Annotated in this window: 14 protein-coding genes; 6 read left to right on the top strand and 8 right to left on the bottom strand. The window is 69.4% G+C overall.

All coding sequences use genetic code 11. From position 1 onward, the window contains the following. Positions 1–3 precede the first annotated feature (3 nt). The 3 genes from GRI72_RS00280 to feoB are packed head-to-tail and all read left to right on the top strand — an operon-like array spanning position 4 to position 2,838. Entirely contained in the window at positions 4–681 is a 678-nt protein-coding gene (locus tag GRI72_RS00280) for a COQ9 family protein (RefSeq protein WP_160731954.1), read from the top strand. A 55-nt stretch (positions 682–736) separates the two neighbouring features. After that, positions 737–976, top strand: a complete 240-nt coding sequence (locus tag GRI72_RS00285; protein ID WP_160731955.1) for a FeoA family protein — start codon at positions 737–739, stop codon at positions 974–976. Beyond that, the gene (gene feoB / locus GRI72_RS00290) at positions 973–2,838 is read left to right on the top strand and encodes a ferrous iron transporter B (RefSeq protein WP_160731956.1); all 1,866 of its coding nucleotides are present in this window, start codon (positions 973–975) and stop codon (positions 2,836–2,838) included. The genes GRI72_RS00285 and feoB overlap by 4 nt, the downstream gene beginning before the upstream one ends. A gap of 39 nt (positions 2,839–2,877) precedes the next feature. On the opposite strand, the gene GRI72_RS00295 is transcribed toward feoB, so the two are convergent. The 6 genes from GRI72_RS00295 to GRI72_RS00320 all read right to left on the bottom strand — a co-directional run bounded on the left by GRI72_RS00295 (position 2,878) and on the right by GRI72_RS00320 (position 12,360). Next, positions 2,878–3,690 (bottom strand): SDR family NAD(P)-dependent oxidoreductase, encoded by an 813-nt coding sequence (locus GRI72_RS00295; protein ID WP_160731957.1) that lies wholly within the window; start codon positions 3,688–3,690, stop codon positions 2,878–2,880. Next, entirely contained in the window at positions 3,687–4,451 is a 765-nt protein-coding gene (locus GRI72_RS00300) for an SDR family NAD(P)-dependent oxidoreductase (protein WP_160731958.1), read from the bottom strand. The genes GRI72_RS00295 and GRI72_RS00300 overlap by 4 nt, the downstream gene beginning before the upstream one ends. Positions 4,452–4,503: 52 nt before the next feature. Continuing rightward, on the bottom strand, positions 4,504–5,445 hold the full coding sequence (locus GRI72_RS00305; protein WP_337191097.1) for an acyl-CoA thioesterase: 942 nt from the start codon (positions 5,443–5,445) through the stop codon (positions 4,504–4,506). 198 nt (positions 5,446–5,643) lie between these two features. Then, positions 5,644–8,655 (bottom strand): TonB-dependent receptor domain-containing protein, encoded by a 3,012-nt coding sequence (locus GRI72_RS00310; protein WP_160731959.1) that lies wholly within the window; start codon positions 8,653–8,655, stop codon positions 5,644–5,646. Between the two features lie 414 nt (positions 8,656–9,069). Further along, positions 9,070–11,109 carry a 3-hydroxyacyl-CoA dehydrogenase NAD-binding domain-containing protein gene (locus GRI72_RS00315; RefSeq protein ID WP_160731960.1) on the bottom strand — a complete coding sequence of 680 codons (2,040 nt, stop codon included), beginning with the start codon at positions 11,107–11,109 and terminating at the stop codon, positions 9,070–9,072. Between the two features lie 15 nt (positions 11,110–11,124). After that, positions 11,125–12,360 (bottom strand): serine hydrolase domain-containing protein, encoded by a 1,236-nt coding sequence (locus GRI72_RS00320; RefSeq protein ID WP_202388869.1) that lies wholly within the window; start codon positions 12,358–12,360, stop codon positions 11,125–11,127. A gap of 214 nt (positions 12,361–12,574) precedes the next feature. Between GRI72_RS00320 and GRI72_RS00325 the strand changes: the two genes are divergently transcribed. The 3 genes from GRI72_RS00325 (at position 12,575) to GRI72_RS00335 (ending at position 16,805) form a co-directional block, all read left to right on the top strand. After that, on the top strand, positions 12,575–13,753 hold the full coding sequence (locus GRI72_RS00325) for an acetyl-CoA C-acyltransferase (protein WP_160731961.1): 1,179 nt from the start codon (positions 12,575–12,577) through the stop codon (positions 13,751–13,753). A gap of 2 nt (positions 13,754–13,755) precedes the next feature. Further along, positions 13,756–15,510, top strand: coding sequence for a class I adenylate-forming enzyme family protein (locus GRI72_RS00330; protein WP_160731962.1), 1,755 nt, complete (start codon positions 13,756–13,758; stop codon positions 15,508–15,510). A gap of 62 nt (positions 15,511–15,572) precedes the next feature. After that, the gene (locus GRI72_RS00335) at positions 15,573–16,805 is read left to right on the top strand and encodes a TetR/AcrR family transcriptional regulator (RefSeq protein WP_160731963.1); all 1,233 of its coding nucleotides are present in this window, start codon (positions 15,573–15,575) and stop codon (positions 16,803–16,805) included. Here the strand turns inward: GRI72_RS00335 and GRI72_RS00340 are convergent, their stop codons facing one another. Together GRI72_RS00340 and GRI72_RS00345 are read right to left on the bottom strand one after the other, a co-directional pair. Further along, on the bottom strand, positions 16,806–18,110 hold the full coding sequence (locus GRI72_RS00340) for an MFS transporter (RefSeq protein WP_160731964.1): 1,305 nt from the start codon (positions 18,108–18,110) through the stop codon (positions 16,806–16,808). 4 nt (positions 18,111–18,114) lie between these two features. Beyond that, positions 18,115–19,185, bottom strand: a complete 1,071-nt coding sequence (locus tag GRI72_RS00345; RefSeq protein WP_160731965.1) for an acyl-CoA dehydrogenase family protein — start codon at positions 19,183–19,185, stop codon at positions 18,115–18,117. Positions 19,186–19,198 lie beyond the last annotated feature (13 nt).

Genomic DNA, 19,198 nt, shown 5'->3' on the forward strand with positions numbered 1-19,198 from the left:
GCGATGACCGGCCCGACGCCCCCGCTGCCCGAAGACCCGACGCTGGACGAGCTGCGCCTCGCGCTGGCCCCGGCCGTGGCCGACGCGGTCGTGTTCGATGGCTGGAGCGAGGCGGCGGTGCGCGCCGCGGCGGAGATCGAGGGGGTGGACCCGGACGTGGCCGCGCTCGCCTATCCCGGCGGGGCGATGGACATGATCGCGGCGTGGATCGGATCGGTGGACCTGGCGATGATCGCCGCGCTGCCCGCCGAACGCCTCGCCGAAATGAAGATCCGCGACCGGATCGCCGGCCTCGTGCTCGCCCGGCTCGACGCGATGCGCGGGCGGGAAGAGGCGCTGCGCCGCGCGCTGGCGGTGCTGGCGATGCCGCAGAACGCGGCCCGCGCGCTGCAGCTCGGCTGGCGCACGGCGGACATCATGTGGCGCCGCGCGGGCGACACCGCGACCGATTACAACCACTATACCAAGCGCACGATGCTGGGCGCGATCTACGGCGCGACGCTGAGCGTCTTCGTCGACGACGAGAGCGAGGGCAAGCGCGAGACGCGCGCCTTCCTCGATCGCCGGATCGCCGGGATCATGCGGTTCGAAAAGGCCAAGGCCCGCCTGCTGGGCGGGGGCGAGCGCGATGGGTTCAACGTCGCCCGCTTCCTCGGCCGCCTGCGTTACCCGGCGCGTTGACCGCCCTATTGATAATGCGTTGCAAAGTGCGCCTGCATCCCATAGCGCGCGCAGCATGACGCTCGACCAGCTCGATCGCGGCCAGCGTGCGACCGTCGTCGCGGTGGACTGGGCCAGCCTCGCCCCCGAGGATGCCAAGCGCCTGCGGGCCATGGGCCTCGACGAAGGGGCCAGCGTGTCGCTGGCCCATCGCGGGATGTTCGGCGGGGCCGATCCGCTGGCGGTGACGGTCGGCCGGATGACGGTCGCCCTGCGCCGCGCCCATGCCGCCGCGATGCAGGTGGAACGGGCATGAGCCGCCAGCGCACGGCCGCGCTGGTCGGCAATCCCAACGCGGGCAAGAGCGCGCTGTTCAACGCGCTGACCGGCGCGCGCCAGAAGATCGCCAACTATCCGGGCGTGACCGTGGAGCGCAAGGCGGGGCGGCTGATCCTGCCCTCGGGCGAGCCGGTCGAACTGATCGACCTGCCCGGTTCCTATTCGTTCGACGCCGCCAGCCCCGACGAGGAAGTGACGCGCAAGGTCGTCCACGGCGAGTTCGAGGGGGAGGCCCTGCCCGAAGTCCTCGTGCTCGTGCTCGACGCGGCCAACCTCGAACAGCACCTCGTCTTCGCGCAGGAAGTGATCGCGCTCGACCGGCCGACGGTCGTGGCGCTGAACATGGTCGATCTCGCCGAACGCGACGGGCTGACGCTCGACCCCGCGGCCCTGTCCCAGGCGCTGGGCGTACCGGTGATCCCCACGGTCGCCGTGCGCCGCCGCGGGCTGGACGAACTGGCCGCGGCGATCGCGCGCGCCGGCGATCGCGGGGCCGATGAGGGCGGGGCCGGCGAAGCTGCCCGCGCCCGGCAGGACATGACCCTGCCCGAAAGGCGCCTGGCCGCGCGGCACATGGCGCGTGCGGCGGTGCGTTCCGAAACCGCCCGGCGCCGGCTCCACGCCGGGCTCGACAAGGTCCTGCTCCATCCCTGGCTCGGCGTGCCGATCCTCTTCGCGCTGCTGTTCGTCATGTTCCAGGCCGTCTTCGCCTGGGCGACGCCCTTCGCCGACGGGCTGGAAGCCGGCGTGGCCGCGGTTTCCGAATGGGTCGTCGCCGCTTTCCCGGGCGGTTTCCTGCGCGACCTGGTGACAGAGGGGGTGCTGGCCGGGGTCGGTTCGGTGGTCGTCTTCCTGCCGCAGATCGTGATCCTCTTCGCCTTCATCCTGGTGATGGAGGCGAGCGGCTACATGGCGCGGGCGGCCTATATCATGGACCGGCTGATGGCCCGCGTGGGCCTGTCGGGCAAGAGCTTCATCCCCCTGCTGTCGAGCTTCGCCTGCGCGATTCCGGGGATCATGGCGACGCGCAGCATCGCCGATCCGCAAGACCGGCTGACGACGATCCTCGTCGCCCCGCTGATGACCTGTTCGGCGCGCCTGCCGGTCTATGCCCTGATCATCGCGGCGGTCATCCCCAACACCACGGTCGGGCCGGGCGTGGGGCTGCAGGGCCTCGTGCTCTTCGCGCTCTACGTCGCCGGGATCTTCGGCGCGATGGCGGCTGCCCTCCTGCTGCGCCGCACGGTGGCGCAGGGCGCGGCGAGCGGCTTCATCATGGAAATGCCGCGTTACCAGATGCCGCGCCTGCGCGATCTGGCGATCGGGCTGTGGCAACGCGCCTGGGTGTTCCTGCGGCGGGCCGGCACGATCATCTTCGTCGCCACGATCGCGCTGTGGGTCCTGCTGACGTTCCCCAAGGCCGACCCGGGCGAAAGCCAGGTGGAGGCATCGTTCGCGGGCACGATCGCGACCGGGGTCCACGCCGTGGTCGAGCCGATCGGCTTCAACCGCGAGATGGCGCTGGCGCTGGTGCCGGCGATGGCCGCGCGCGAAGTGGCGGTCTCCTCGCTCGCGACGACATATGCGGTGGCCTCCGAAGACGAGGAGCAGACCGCGATGGCGCTGGAGGAGGAAGTGGCCGCGCGCTGGAGCCTGCCGACCGCGCTCGCCTTCCTCGCCTGGTTCGTCTTCGCGCCGCAGTGCCTTTCGACCATCGCGGTCGCCCGGCGCGAGACGAACGGCTGGAAATGGCCGATGTTCATGGTCGGCTACCTCTTCGCGCTCGCTTACGTCTTCGCCGGGGCGACTTACTGGATCGCGGTCGCCGCCGGGCTCTAGGCCGGTTGTCGCCGCCCCGCACGACGCGGCCCAGGTTCCTCAGGAGCTGGGCCGGTTCGGGTCGCCGGGCGGGCGCGAGGTCGGGTGCGAGCTCGACAGCCCGCCGTCCACGGCCAGCGCCTGCCCGTTGACGTAGCTGGCCTCGTCCGAAAGCAGGAACAGCGCGGCCGCCGCGATCTCTTCCGGCTCGCCCCCGCGCAGCAGCGGGTTGAGCTGCCCGATGCGCCCTTCCTTCCCCGCCGCGCGCGCGCTGTCGTAGAGCGGGCGGGTCATGCCGGTCTCGGTCAGGCCGGGAAGGACCGCGTTGATCCGCACCCCGGTGCCGGCGAGCTGCTGCGCCGCCGTCTGCACCAGGTTGATCACCCCGGCCTTGCTCGCCGAATACTGTGCCGGCCCGGCGCCCGACCGCAGGCCCGCGACCGACGCGGTGCAGGCAATCGCGCCCCCGCCGGCGCCGCGGATCGCGGGGGCGGCGTGCTTCACCGCCAGGAACGGGCCGATCAGGTTGACGCGCAGCACCTCGGCCCAGTCGTCGGGCGATGCATCGAAGAACCCGCCGCGTACGCCGCCGGTGATCCCGGCATTGGCGAAGAACAGGTGCAGCGCGCCGAACTCGGCCCCGGCGGCGGCGACCAGCGCCGCAATGTCGTCCTCGCTGCCGGCGTCGCCCGTTCTGGCCACGGCCCGCCCGCCGCCGGCGCGCACCGCCTCGGCCGTTTCGTGAACGCCCTCGGCCCGATCGAAGGCGACGACGCGCGCGCCCTCGCGGGCGAAGAGCAGCGCGCTCGCCCGGCCAATGCCCGAGGCCGCGCCGGTGACCACCGCGACCTTGCCTTCCAGCCGGCCGCTCATATCGTCGCCCCCCCGTCGACCACGATCATCTGGCCGGTGGTCCAGCGCGCGGCGGGGGCGGCGAGGTAGACCGCGGCCCCGGCGATGTCGCGCGGCTCGCCGATCCGGCGCATGGGCAGGCGCGCCTCGGTCGCGGCCAGGGCCTTGGGATTTTCCCACAGCGCGCGGGCGAAGTCGGTCTTCACCAGCCCCGGGGCGATCGCGTTGACGCGAATGCCATGCTCGCCGTTCTCGACCGCGTAGTTGCGGACGAGCTGGAAGTCCGCCGCCTTGGACACGTTGTAGGCGCCGATCGTCGGCGATCCGCGCAGCCCCCCGATCGAACTGATCACGATCACCGCACCGTCGCCCTTCGCCCGCATGTCGGGCAGGGCGAGCTGGATCAGCCAGTGGTTCGACAGGATATTGTTGTCGAGCACCTTGCGGAACTGTTCGTCGTCGATCGCGTCGAGCGAACCGTAGTGCGGGTTGCTCGCCGCGTTGCACACCAGGATATCGACCGGGCCGAGGCGTTCGCGCGTGCGGGCGAACAGGTCTTCCAGCTGGGCCTTGTCCGAAATGCTCGCGGCGAGCGCCAGCGCGGTCCCCGCGCCGTGCTGCGCGTCGATGGCCGCGGCCACTTCGTCGCAGCTTTCCTGGTTGCGGCTGGAGATCACGACTTTCGCGCCGTGGGCGGCCAGTTCCTCGGCAATGGCGCGGCCGATCCCGCGGCTCGATCCGGTGATGACGGCGACTTTGCCGGTAAGGTCGAATAGCGACATCGCGGTTCCTCTCTTCGCTTCCTGTCTCGTGTGGCCCGCCGGGTGCGCCCGGTCAGGCAGGCGGCGGCGCGCCCGCTTCCTGCTGCGCGAGGCGTTCGAGCGCCTCGCCTTGCGGGCGCATCAGGTTTTCCTGCTGCGCGGTGGCGATCATCCGCCCGTCCTCGGCATAGAAATGCCCCCGGCTCAGCCCCCGCGCGCCGCCGGCCCAGGGGCTTTCGCTGGCGAACAGGTGCCAGCGGTCGAAATCGGGCGTCTCGTGGAACCACAGCGCGTGGTCGAGGCTGGTGGCCTGGACGTCGTGGCTGCCCGGCTGGATCGCGTGGGGCAGCATGGCATTGCGCATGAACAGCATGTCGGAGGCATAGGCGAGCAGCGCGCGCTGCATCTCCGGCCCCGCCCCCGACGGCCTCCGCCGGCGCATCCACCACGCCGCCCGCGGCGCGCGGGCCGCCCCGCCGAAGACCGATCCCGGGTCGATCGGCACGATCTCGATCGGGCGCCGCTGCAGCCGGCGGGCGAGCGGCGGCTCGGCCCCGTCGTCGCCCCGCGCGCGCCATTCGGCCAGCGCGGCGCGCGCGGCCTCGACATCGAGCGGATAGGGGCACTCGTCGGCATGGCGGAACCCCGGTTCGGGCCGGTGGAACGAGGCGATCATGGAAAAGATGCACAAGGCGCCCTGCCAGGCCTCCACCCGCCGGGCGGCGAAGCTGCGCCCGGCGGTGAGGTGGGTCACCCGGTATTCGACCGGCTCGTCGGCCATCCCGGGCTTGAGGAAATAGCAGTGCAGCGAATGGGCGAGCCGGCCCGAATCCTCTTCGAGGGAGGCCGCCATCAGCGCCTGCGCCACCGCCTGGCCGCCGAACAGGCGCGGGCCCATCTTCGGCCCCGGCGCGCCGATCCAGCTGCCTTCGCCCCCCGGCGCGGGATGCAGGATCTCTTCCAGCCGGCTGCCTTCTTCGCCGTTGTCTGCGCGTACCCGATATTCCAAATCCACCCCCAGCGATCGTTTCTGCCCGATCGATGCGCATTTGCGTCGCATATTGCAACCGGCAGTTTTGTCGGCCGGGCCGAACGTCCGCGCGCACCGGCCCGCCCGGGCGAAAAGGCGCGTGGGCGCGGCGGCCCCATACCCGGCACTGGAAACGACGGGCCCCGGTTTCGGGGCAGCTCGTGAAAGCCGCCCCGGCCCCGGTCAGAAGGCCTTGCGCAGGCCGACCTTGAAATTGCGGCCCAGCGGGTTCGCCGTGAACGGATCGTAGTTGTAATCGAGCGCGGCGAAGCCCGGGTCCTTGTCGAGCAGGTTCAGCACCGACAGGGTCAGGTCCGTATCCATCGGCAGGCCCAGCCGCAGCGTGAAATCCAGCGTCGTGAAATCGGGGATGCGGTAGCCGCGGTCCCCCGGCTGCTGGCGCTGGTCGACGTAGCCCTTGATGTGGGTCACCGTCAGGCGGGCATTGTGCCGCCCCCAGCCGATGTCGGCATGGCCGTTCAGTTTCCATTCGGGCAGCGGATAGGCCGTCGTCTGGTAATTGAGCTTGCCCACCGCGGAAAAGCCGGGCTGGATCAGCTCGTCGCCGATGAAGAAATCGTTGGTTTCGTAGTCGATGACATAGCTGCCGGTGAGGCCCAGGCCCCAGGTTCCCCGCGCGCCGAAATCGCCGCGATAGTTCGCCTGGAAATCGATGCCCGAGGTGCGGAGCCCGGCGCCATTGGCGTAGAACGTGTCGATCGTGGTCACGTCGGCCAGGGTCGGCGCCAGCGCGCCGCACCCGCCGCCGGCCGGGCCGCCGGAGAACGTGAAGCGATCGGCCAGCGGGCTCGAGCAGTCGGCCGGCGCGGTGCCCGGGGTGTTCGATCCCAGCGTGGAATCGAACACCGCGTTGAGCAGACCCGAAACCGGCTCGGCCGCGATGTCGTCGGCGAAGTCATAACGCCAGTAATCGACGCTGGCCCGGAAGCGGCCGAGATCGACCAGCACGCCGCCGCCGTAGCTTTCCGCGCTTTCGGGGGTCAGGGCCGGGTTGTCGTTGACCTGGACCGCGCGGAAAGAACCGCCGACGAACTGCAGCGAGGTGACGTAGTCGCCCTCGGTCAAGAGGTTGGAGGGCGGGGCGCGGAAGGTCGTCTGGTACGATCCGCGCAGTGCCAGCCAGTCGGTCACCTGCACGCGCGCGCTGGCCTTGGGATCGAACGTGGAGCCGACCGCCCCGCCGTAATCCTCGCACCGCGCGGCGAGCTGGATATCGACGCGCTCGCCGATCGGGATCTGCAATTCGGCGAACAGGGCCCGCACGTCCTGCGAACTGGCGTTGGGCTGGTCGGACCCGAGGAAGCCGAACAGGCCGATCGGTCGCGGACAGGTATCGACCCCGAAATCGAGCGAGGCCGGGCAGGGATAGACGTCGAGATTGTTGTAGATCCCGTAGCGCGCGCTGTAGTCGTTCTGCCGGTATTGCGCGCCGATGGCGTAGCCGATGGCATTGCCGCCGCCCAGCGCGATCCCGGTAAGGCCGCTGACCACGAAGTCCGCCACCTTGAGCGCGTTTTCTATCCGGCTGCTCGATTTCTTGGTGAAGTAGTCGAAGACCGCCGGATCGTTGGCGACCGCGGCGTTGTAGCCCGGATTGGTCGCCCCGGTGACCGGGTGACGGTCGATCGCGTTCGAAAACGGGTTGTAGAACATGCACGGCCCCACGCCGGGCGTGCCGGTCAGCGGGTCGCAGTCCTCGCCGCCGAGGCCGCGCAGGGCCAGCTGCACCCGGTCGATGATCGTGTCGTAGCCGGTCGATTCGCGGGTGTAGCGATGGTACGTCCCGCTCAACTGCCAGTTGAACGCGTCGCTGTGCTCGCCGCGCAGGGTCGCGGTGAAGCGGGTCGATTCGCTGTCGCGAGTGACCGGCGCGGCCCCGTCGATCCCGTTCTGGTCGGCGAACAGCGGGTTGCCGCCCAGGAGGGCGGTGCGGAACACGCCCGCCGCCAGCAGCGCGCTGTTCGCGCCGGAAGGGAACTGGTCCGGGTTGGCCGCGCGATAGGCGATCAGGCCGGGATTGTTCGGCGGAACCCAGAACTGCGACCCGATCGGGTTGGCCAGCCCCGGGGTCGGGGTGTTGAGCAGGATATAGCTGGGCGACGTATTGGCCGAGACCCGCGTATTGCCCAGCAGGCCGCTGACCTCGACGCTGAGCGTGTCGGTCAGTTCCACTTCCGCTTCGAGGTAGGCCTGCCAGCGGTCTTCGCGTTCGACCAGCAGGTCGAACGGCGTGTACTGGGTCGCGCAGCGGGTCGCGCTGTCGATATCGGTCGGCGCCGAATCGTGGACCGGCACGCCGCCCAGGTCGTCGCACCCGCGATCGACCTGGAAGCCGGCGGTCAGTCCGACGAACGTGCCCGGGTAGAACGCGAAGGGCAGGAAGGCGCTGGGGTTGCCGCCCTGGGTGAAGCCGCCGGCCGGGTTGTCGGCATAGGGCCGGACGGCGAAATCGCGGTCGACCGCCGCCAGCGGCGAACGGTGCTGGTAACCGAAGCTCGCCAGGACGCGCAGCCCGTCGCCCTGGTGGCCGAAGGCGGCCGAGGCGGTCCAGTCGCCGTCCGACACGTCGATGAAGCGATAGTCGCCGCTGAGCACGAGGCCGTCGAGCTGGTTGTTGGTGATGAAGTTCACCACCCCGCCGATCGCGTCGGAACCGTACGTCGCGGCGGCGCCGTCCTTCAGCACCTCGATCCGGCCGATCGCGGCCGAGGGCAGGAGGTTGGCATCGACCGCGGGCACCCCGATCGGCGAATTGGCCAGCCGCTTGCCGTTGAGCAGGATCAGCGTGCGCGACGGGCCGAGCCCGCGCAAGTTGACCGTCGCGATCCCCTCGCCCCCCTGCGAGCGGGAATCGAACTGGTTGGAATCGCCGAGCACCCCGCTGGAGCCGGGCAGGTTCTTGATCAGGTCGAGCGCGGTGGGCGAGCCCTGGTCGAGCAGCTCCTCCTGCGAGATGACCTCGACCGGGAGCGCGGCGTCCTCGGGCGTGCCGCGGATCAGCGATCCGGTGACGACGATGACGGGATTGCCGCTGCCGGCGGCGGCCTGGGCCGGGGTGCCGGGGGCGGGGCCGTCCGGCGGGGGCGCGCCTTGCTGCGCCAGTGCGGGTGTCGCGGCGAGCGCCGTTGCCAGTGCCGGCAGGGCGCACGCGTGCCTGAAGGCTCGTGTCCTCATGATCCTCTCCTCTCCATGACGGGCTGCATTCTCTTGGCGATGCATACCCGGTCATCGAAAGTGGAGTATTTCACGGGTCCTATGTCAAGCGATTCGTGGAATGGAACGCGGTTCGCCGGCGCGCCTTTCGTGCGAATGTTTCGTCAAACCCTTATTCCGAATGAGGATTCGTGCGGAGTCGTCTACGGCCATAACGCGGCGGAAATCTGCCGTTCCGAACCATACCGAAGGCGGAACAGGGGTGGTCGCAGCCCGCGCGTGCGGAGCGGCCGCGGCCCGGTTTCCAGTTGCACTATGCCACTCATACCGCGTGTTCGAACAATGCGCGGTGCGGCGGCCGGATGCGAAAGCGGCACCGCCGGCCGGGGCCGGGCGGTGCCGCAAGAATGCCGCGGGTGGCGGCGGGCGGGCGGTCTAGCCGGTGAAGCTTTCGCCCCGTTCCGCCTTGCCGCGCAGGTAGTCGCTGACCGGAAGGCCGTGCTTCTCCAGCCCGGCGACCACGGTGTCGAGCCCGACCGTGTCGGCCCAGAACATCGGCCCGCCGGTATAGAGCGGCCAGCCGTAGCCGTTGATCCATACGACATCGATGTCGCTGGCGCGCTGCGCCATCTTCTCGTCCAGGATCTTCGCCCCTTCGTTGACCATCGGGTAGAGCAGGCGTTCGCGGATCTCGTCCTTCGATATCTCGCGCTGCTCGTGCCCTTCCTTCTGCGCGAAGTCGGCGATGATCGCCTTGACCTCGTCCGACGGGGTGCGATTGCGCGCCTCGTCGTAATCGTAGAAGCCCTTGCCCGCCTTCTGGCCGAACCGCCCGACGGCGCAGAGCGCCTCGCGCACGGTGGTCACCTTGCTCGGATCGCGGTGCCAGCCGATGTCGATCCCCGCCAGGTCGCCCATCTGGAACGGCCCCATCGGGAAGCCGAAATCGAGCAGGACCTCGTCCACTTCCCAGTAATCGGCGCCTTCCATGATCAGCTGGTTCGCCTGTTCCTGCCGCTTGGACAGCATGCGGTTGCCGATGAAGCCCGGGCAGACGCCCGAGACGGCGGCGACCTTGCCGATCTTGCGCGACAGCTTCATCGCGGTCGCCAGCACGTCGTCGCGCGTCTTCGCGCCGCGGACGATTTCCAGCAGCTTCATCACGTTCGCCGGGCTGAAGAAATGCAGGCCGATGACATAGCCGGGGCGCTGCGTCGCGGTCGCGATCTCGTCGATGTCGAGATAGCTGGTGTTCGACGCCAGGATCGCGCCTTCTTTCACCACCTCGTCAAGCTTGCCGAAGACGTCCTTCTTCACGTCCATGCTTTCATAGACCGCCTCGATCACCAGGTCGCAGTCGGCGAGGTCGGCGTAGTCGAGCGTCGGCGTCAGCAGGCCCATCGCGGCTTCCACCTGTTCGGCGGTCATCCGCCCGCGCTTCGCAGTGTTTTCATAGTTGCGGCGCATGACCCCGGTGCCGCGGTCGAGCGCTTCCTGCTTCATTTCCAGGATCGTGACCGGGATGCCGGCGGACAGGAAATTCATCGCGATCCCGCCGCCCATCGTCCCGGCGCCGATGACGCCGACTTTCTTCACCGGGATCAGCGGGGTGTCGGCCGGCACGTCGTCGATCTTGTTCGCCGCCCGCTCGGCGAAGAAGTAATGGCGCATGGCCTTCGACTGGGTGCCGCCCATCAGCTTCATGAACAGTTCGCGTTCCTTCTCCACCCCTTCGGCATAGGGCAGTTCGCCCGCCGCGCGGACCGCCTCGATCGCGGCATTGGGGGCATCGAAGCCGCGCATCTTGCGCGCGTTCTTCTGCCGGAACTCGTCGAAGATCGCCGGGTTCTTGACCCCGTCCTGATTGGCGGTGCCTTCCGACGTGCGGGGCACCGGCTGGCCGATGCGAGCCTTGGCGAAGGCGATCGCGTCGGCTTCCAGGCTGTCTTCCCCGACGATCTCGTCCACCAGCCCGATCGCCTGGGCCTTGCCGGCCGGGATCGGGTTGCCGACCGCGACCAGCGGCAGGGCGGCTTCCGCGCCGACCAGGCGGGGCAGGCGCTGGGTGCCCGCCGCGCCGGGGATCAGGCCCAGCTTGACCTCGGGCAGGCCCAGCTTCGCGCTCGGCACCGCGACACGGTAATGGCAGGCGAGGGCGACTTCGCAGCCGCCGCCCAGTGCCGTGCCGTGGATCGCGGCGACGACCGGCTTGTCGCTCGCCTCCAGCTTGTCGAGCGCCTCGGGCAGGCTCGGTCCCTGCGGCGGCTTGCCGAATTCGGTGATGTCGGCCCCGGCGAAGAACGTGCGCCCGTCGCAGCGGATCACGACCGCCTCGACCGCGTCATCGGCCAGCGCTTCCTCTATCCCGGCGGCGAGGCCGGCGCGGACGGCCTGGCCCAGCGCGTTGACCGGGGGATTGTCGGAAACGATCACGAGCACGTTGTCGTGCCGCTCGGTGCGAATGGGCGATGTCATGGGTCGGGTTCTCCTTCAGGCGTTGCTGTGTGTCAGGGCCGCGTAGATCAGCGTCTTGAGCTGTCGGCGGACGGGATAGGCGGACGAGGGGTAGAGCTGCGTCATGAAGACCATGGTCACATCCTCCACCGGGTCGACGAAGAAGGCGGTCGAATAGGCGCCGCCCCAGTAGAACTCGCCCTCGCTCGCCGGCATCAGCGTGCGCGCGGGGTCGATCACCATGGCGAAGCCGAGGCCGAAACCGGTGCCGGCATTGTGCGATTCGGAAAAGAGGCTGCGCGACACCTGCGTCAGGTCGGCGCCGCCGGGCAGGTGGTTGGTCCGCATCAGGTGCAGGGTCTTGGGCGAGACGATCCGCGCGCCGTCGAGCGCGCCGCCGTTCGCCAGCATGGTCGCGAACCGCTGGTAATCGGCGATCGTGCCGACGAGGCCGCCGCCGCCGCTGTCGAACGTGCCGGGCCGGTTGAGCCGGCTGGTCGCCCCGGCATCGACCATGCGCGGCGGCTTGCCCGGGCGATAGGCATAGGCGTCCGCCAGCCGATCCGCCCCCGCGTCGCCCGCGCCGAAGGCGGTGTCGGTCATGCCCAGCGGGCCGAAGACGTGTTCGGCCAGGTAATCGCCCAGCCGCATTCCGCTCAGCCGTTCGACCGCGATGCCCAGCACGTCGGTCGATACCGAGTAGTTCCAGCCGGTCCCGGGCGCGAATTCCAGCGGCAGGCGCGCGAGCTTTGCCACGTAGGCATCCGAATCGAGGTGGTCGCGCGCGAAATCGAGGTTCTCTTCGCGGTAGAGCGCATCGATATTGGTGCGGTTCTGCAGCCCGTAGGTGAAGCCCGACATGTGGGTGAGCAGGTCGACGAAGCGCATCGGCGGGGCGGGCGTGCCCGGCGCGAAGGGCACGGAACCGCCGCCCCCGGCATAGACGGCAAGATCGGCGAATTCGGGGAAAACGCGCGTCACCGGGTCTTCCAGCGCGACGCGGCATTGCTCGACCAGTTGCATGAAGGCGATCGAGGTCACCGGCTTGGTCATGCTGGCGATGCGGAACAGGGCGTCCTCGCGCATCGGGGTGCCGTCTTCGCGCAGGGTGCCGAAATGGGCGTAGTGCACCGGGTGCCCCTCGCGCGCGACCAGGATCTGCGCGCAGGGCAGGCGCCCCGTATCGATGTAGCGTTCCTGCAGGAAGCCGTCGATCCGGGCCAGGCGCTCCGCGTCGAAGCCCAGTTCCCCTGCGTCGGCCAGTTCGATCATGCTCTCTCCCGCGCCCCTGGGCGGGGCATACCTTTTCTTCTGACAATCGACGATAGACAATTCAGCGCGCTTTTGAACCCTCATACCTCACATTCAGAAAATCCGCGTTCCGCCTTGCCAGCGCGCGCGGCATCTGCATAAATCGTGCGACAAGAATCGCACAAGCGCCAAACAAGAAATCGCACAGGCGAACGACGAGAGGAACCTGCCCGAAATGCGCGACGCCGTGATCGTGTCCACCGCCCGCACGCCCCTGGCCAAGGCCATGCGCGGCGCCTTCAACGCTACCCACGCGGTCGAGCTTGGCTCGTGGTCGGTCGCCGCCGCGGTCGAACGGGCCGGGATCGCGCGCGAAGAGATCGACGACGTGATCATGGGCGCCGCCAACCAGCAGGGGCAACAGGGCTTCAACATGGGGCGCCAGGTGGCGCTGCGCGCCGGCCTGCCGGTGGAAGTGGCGGGGATGACGATCGACCGCCAGTGTTCCTCCGGCCTGATGGCGATCGCGACCGCGGCCAAGCAGATCATCGTCGACCGGATGGACGTCTGTGTCGCCGGCGGGGTCGAATCGATCACCTCGATCCGCTCCGGCCAGCAGAACACGCAGCGCGACGAAGACCTGCTGAAGATGCATCCCGATATCTACATGCCGATGATCGGCACGGCCGAAGTGGTTGCGGAACGTTATGGCATCGCGCGCGAGGCGCAGGACGAATACGCGCTCCGGTCGCAGCAGCGCACCGCCGCCGCGCAGCAAGCCGGCCGGTTCGACGATGAAATCGTGCCGGTGACGACGACGATGAACGTGACCGACAGGGAAACCGGCGAGGTCAGCCAGCGCGAGGTCACGATCGCGATGGACGATTGCAACCGGCCCGACACCACGCTGGAAGGGCTCGCCCGCCTGCAGCCGGTGATGGGCGAAGGGCATACGGTTACCGCCGGCAATGCCAGCCAGCTTTCGGACGGGTCGGCCGCTTCGGTCCTGATGGAGGCGGGGCTCGCCAGCGCGCGCGGGCTGGAGCCGCTCGGCCGCTATGTCGGCATGGCGGTGGCCGGGGCCAAGCCCGACGAGATGGGGATCGGCCCGGTCTTCGCGATTCCCCGGCTGCTCGACCGGTTCGGCCTGTCGATCGACGACATCGGCCTGTGGGAACTGAACGAGGCCTTCGCGGTCCAGGTCCTCTATTGCCGCGACAGGCTGGGCATTCCCGACGAACGGCTGAACGTCAACGGCGGCTCGATCGCGATCGGCCATCCCTTCGGCATGACCGGGGCGCGCTGCGTCGGCCATGCGCTGATCGAGGGGCGCCGGCGCGGCGTCCGCCACGTGGTTGTAACGATGTGCGTCGGCGGGGGCATGGGCGCCGCCGGCCTGTTCGAGGTGCTTTGATCATGGCGACACAGGCAAGCGATCTCGCCGCGGCCATCGGCTGGACCCCGCCCGCGGGCTGGCCCGCGATCACGCGCGAACGGTGCCGCGACATCCTGACCGCGCCGGGCCAGCGGTTCGAGATGGAGACGGTGGACATTCGCGGCGTGCCGACGCGCGTGTGGAAGAACGCCCCGCCCAGCCTGCGCGCGATCGCACTGGTCGGGCGCATGTATGGCGACCGCGAGTTCCTGATCTACGAGGACGAGCGGGTTACCTACGACGCCTGGTTCCGGGCGGTGGCCACGCTGGCCCAGGCGCTGCGCGCACGCGGCGTGGGCAAGGGGGACCGGGTCGCACTGGCCATGCGCAACCTGCCCGAATGGCCGGTGGCCTTCTTCGCGGCGACCACGATCGGCGCGATCTGCGTGCCGCTGAACGCGTGGTGGACCGGGCCGGAGCTGGCCTATGGCCTGTCCAATTCGGGCACGCGGCTGCTGGTCTGCGACGCGGAGCGGTGGGAACGGATCGCGCCGCATCGCGGCGAGTGCCCCGAACTGGAAAGCGTGCTGGTCTCGCGCAGCGCCGCCGCGCGCGAGGGCGCCGCGCGGCTGGAGGACGTGATCGGCACCCCGCACGACTATGCCGGCCTGCCCGCGGCCGAACTGCCCGAGGTGGACATCGCGCCCGAAGACGACGCGACGATCTTCTACACCAGCGGCACGACCGGCAATCCCAAGGGCGCGCTGGGCACGCATCGCAACTTGTGCACCAATATCCTGTCCAGCGGGTACAACGCGGCCTGCGCCGTGCTGCGCCGGGGCGAGGAGATCCCCGAGCCGACGCCCAAGGTCGGGCTGACCGTGATCCCGCTGTTCCACGTCACCGCCTGTTCGGCCGGGCTGATGGGCAACCTCGCGGCGGGCAACACGCTGATCTTCATGCACAAGTGGGACCCGATAAAGGCCTTCGAGATCATCGAGCGCGAGAAAGTCCACGTCACCGGCGGGGTGCCGACGATCGCCTGGCAGCTGATCGAACACCCGGCGCGCAAGGACTACGACCTGTCGAGCATCGAGGCGATCGCCTATGGCGGCGCGCCCGCCGCGCCCGAGCTGGTGCGCAAGATCCGCGAGGTCTTCGGCGCGCTTCCCGGCAATGGCTGGGGGATGACCGAGACGATGGCCACCGTCACCGGCCATTCGAGCGAGGACTATCTGAACCGCCCCGACAGCTGCGGTCCGCCGGTGGCCGTGGCCGACCTGAAGATCATGAGCGAGGACGGCGAACGCGAGCTGCCGCCCGGCGAAGTGGGCGAGCTGTGGGCGCGCGGCCCGATGGTGGTGAAGGGGTACTGGAACAATCCCGAAGCGACCGCCGCCACGTTCGTCGACGGCTGGGTGCGGACCGGCGACCTCGCGCGGCTGGACGAGGAAGGCTTCTGCTACATCGTCGACCGGGCGAAGGACATGATCATCCGCGGCGGGGAGAACATCTATTCGTCCGAGGTGGAAAACGTGCTCTACGACCACCCGGCCGTGACCGACGCCGCGCTGATCGGGCTGCCCCATCCGCAACTGGGTGAAGAGCCGGCCGCCGTCGTCCACCTCGCCCCCGGCAGCAGCGCCAGCGAAAGCGAGCTGCAGGCCTGGGTCGCTGCGCGCCTGGCAAAGTTCAAGGTGCCGGTGCGGATCGCCTTCGTCGAGGACACGCTGCCGCGCAATGCCAACGGCAAGATCCTGAAGAAGGACCTGGGCGCCCTGTTCGAGGGGGAATAGCCAGCCTGCCCGCTTGGCAGTTTCATCCCGGCTGATGTAACGCGCCTGAAACGGGGGAGCCGATGGCAAGCAAGAGTGCGGAAACGAGGCGGTTCGGCGAAAAGCGCCAGGCGATCATCCACGCCGCCTCGGTCCTGATCAACGAAGTGGGGGTCAAGGCGACGACTCTGTCCGACGTTGCGCGCGCGATCGGCCTCAACGCGACCAGCATCACGTACTACTTCTCGCGCAAGGAACAGCTCGTCGTCGCGGTTTACGAGGCGACGCTGGACCTGATGGAGCGGATGGCGACCGAGGCCCTGGCCGAACCGGACCCGGCCGCCCGCCTGCGCCGCTATATCGACGAACACGTCGCGCTGCGCACCCGCATCCGCCGGGGGGAGAAGGGCCTGCTGACCGCGCTGTCCGAAATCCGCACGCTCGACCCGGCGGCCCAGGCCCCGCTGCTCGCCCGGTATCGCGAGATCGTGAACCACGTGCGCGGATTTTTCGGCGAACCGCAAAGCGATCGCGCGCGCGCGCTGTTCTCCGCGCGGGCCCATGTCCTGCTGGAGGCGGTGATGTGGTGGCCCGTGTGGTCGCTGCGCTATTCGACGCTGGATTTCCCGCGCGTGAGCGAGCGGATGTTCGACATTCTCGCCCATGGCATTCCCGCCCGCCGCGGCGCGTGGCAGCCGCGCGCGCTGGACGACGGCGGATGGCGCACGCGCGAGGATGCGAAGCCGAGCCAGAACGACGAGTTCCTGCGCGCGGCGACGGTCATGATCAACCAGCGCGGCTATCGCGGGGCCTCGGTCAACCGCATCGCCCGCGCGCTGAACGTGACGAAGGGCAGCTTCTACCACCACCACGATGCCAAGGACGACCTCGTCCTCGCGTGCTTCCAGCGCAGCTACGATCGGCTTTCCGCCGTGCAGATGGCCGGGCAGACGATCGACGCCGATTACTGGACGCGGCTCGCGAGCGTGCTGGACGAACTGCTCCAGGTGCAGCTTTTCGATGCCATGCCCCTGCTGCGCACGACGGCGCTCCAGGCGCTCGACAGCGATCACAAGGCCGATGTCGTGACCCGGTCCAACCGCCTCGCGCGGCGTTTCGCCGGGATGCTGATCGACGGCGTGGCCGACGGCTCGGTCCGCCCGATCGACCCGCTGGTCGCGAGCCAGGTGATCATGTCCACCCTCAACGGCGCATACGAGGCGCGCAACTGGGCGGATCGCTTCGGCGATCCGGCCCTGGCGCTGAAGACATATGCCTCGACCCTGTCGCAGGGCCTGCTCGCCCCGGTCGACTGATCAGCCGATCCGGCGCGGTTCGCGCACCCGCAGCAGCAGGAGCGCCAGCGCCGCCGCCAGCGCCGCGAAGACCAGCGCGAACAGCGGGGTGAAGCCCCAGATCGCGACCAGCAGGCCGGCCGCGACCGGCCCGCCGGCGGCGATCGCCCCTTCGACCGTGGTCGCGAAGGCGAGCCGCATCGGCGTGTCCTGCGGCGTGCCGAATTCCAGCACCATCGTGGTCGCGGCCAGCATCCACCCCGACTGGCCGAAGCCGAGCAGCATGAAGGCGGCATAGATCGGCGGTGCGCTCTCGGCCGCGACCAGCAGCGCGACACCGGCGATCGAGCAGGCCAGCGAGAGCGCATAGACGATGCGAAAACCCAGCCGGTCGCCCATCGGCCCCCAGGCGATGTTGGATATCGTGTCGGAACCGAGGAAGACGAAGCTGAGCCCGCCGATCAGCGCCCCGTCGAGGCCGAGCAGGCTGCCGGCATAGACGGTCCAGAACGGCGCGCCGACGCGGGCCATCGTCGCCAGGCTCTGAACGCCCAGGAAATGGGCGAAATCGCGATCGGCCAGGAGCTGGGGAAACTCCCTGACCCGTTCGCGCATCGGCATCTGCGGGCGTGCGAGCGGCGCGGCGGGCTCGCGGATCATGGTCTTGAGCACGACCAGGCCCGCGCTGGTGAGGACGAAAGCGAACAGGAAGGTCTTGGCATAGCCGTTGCCCAGCCACCGGTCGGCGATGAACCAGTTGCCGGCGACCCAGGCCAGGATCGCGGCGATCAGCCCGCCGGCGAAATTGCGGTATCCCTGCAGGCGCCCGCGCTTGCGGATGGGGATCAGCTTGCCCATCAGCATCTGGAAGGCGACCCGCTGCGCGCCGGAGAAGAACCCCAGCAGCAGGAAACAGGCGAAGGTGGCCAGGACCAGCAGGTCCCCCGTCAGCAGCCAGCCCGCTAGCGCGAGCAGCAGGACCATGAGCCGCATCAGCGAGCCGACCCTGATCGCATAGGGCAGGATATGGCTGCGATGTTCGATCCGGGCCCCGCTGGCGATCGGGCTGATCGTCGCGCCCAGCTGGAGCAGCGCGGTGCCGAGCCCGACCGCGGCCGCGCTGCCGGTCAGCAGCATCAGGTAGGCGGGGATGATCGTCGGGGCATAGATCAGGCGGAATCCCGTCATCCCCAGCACGCCGTGGATGAAATTGGCGCGGAAATTCCGTTTCAGGTTCGCATCGACGAACCGGGCGTGATCGGCCAGCGCCCGTTCCCGGGCGCCGGCCGATGCATCGTCGTCTTCGCTATCGCGCTCCGGCCCCAAGGGGTCAGTAGCCGCTCGTCCCGGCGAAGCGGTCGCGCAAGTAGGCGGTGCTGCCCCAGCTCGCCTCCAGCACGCGGGCGCGCTTGAGGTAGAAGCCGACGTCGTATTCGTCGGTCATCCCGATTCCGCCGTGCAGCTGGATCCCCTCGCGGCTCATCGCGTGGAGCACGCGGTTCGCCTCCGCCTTGGCGATGGTCGCCGCGCGCGTTACGCCGAAGCCGCTGTCCAGCGCCTGGAGCCCGCCCTCGACCGCGGAGCGCATCATCGCGAGGTCGCCGAACAGGTCGGCCATGCGATGCTGCAGCGCCTGGAACGTGGCGAGCACCTGGTTGAACTGGACGCGCTGCTTCAGGTAGTCGAGCGTCATGTCGAACACCGCCTGGGCCATGCCGAGCATTTCGCAGGCGGTGAGGATGCGCGCCCGGTCGAGCACGTCGCCAAGCAGGCTGTCGCCCCCGTTCTCCAGCTTTTCCGCCGGCGCGCCGTCGAAGGTGACTTCGGCATGGCTGCGCTGGTCGGCCAGCTTGCGCGTGGCGAGCGATACGCCGTCGCCTTTCTCGACCAGGTAGAGGCCGTCCGCCGCGGCGACCACGAACAGGTCGGCGCCGTGCGCCTCGTGCACGAAGGCCTTGGTGCCCGAGAGCTTGCCGCCCGCCACGCTGGCCGACAGCTTCGCCGGATCGTGCCGCGGCCCCTCGTCGATCGCGAGGGTGCCGATCGTCTCGCCGGCGGCGAGGCGCGGAAGCCATTTCGCCTTCTGCTCGTCGCTGCCGCCCAGCACGATGGCCGCCGCCGCCAGCGTGGTGGCGATCAGCGGGCTCGCGGTCAGGGTCTTGCCCAGTTCCTCCACCACCAGCCCGGCCGAAAGCCAGCCGAAATCGGACCCGCCGTGTTCTTCCGGCACGATGATCCCGCTCCAGCCCATCTGCGCCATCGCGCCGTAGGCATCGCGGTCGAACGCCTCGGGATCGCCGCTCGCGCGGATCTTGCGGAAAGCCGCCACCGGGCTTTCGTTGGTGGCCCATTCGCGCGCCATGTCGCGCAGCATTTCCTGTTCTTCGTTGAGAACCGCCATGATTCTTCGCGCC

This window comes from Pelagerythrobacter marinus (genome assembly GCF_009827515.1).
Taxonomy (GTDB): Bacteria; Pseudomonadota; Alphaproteobacteria; order Sphingomonadales; family Sphingomonadaceae; genus Pelagerythrobacter; species Pelagerythrobacter marinus.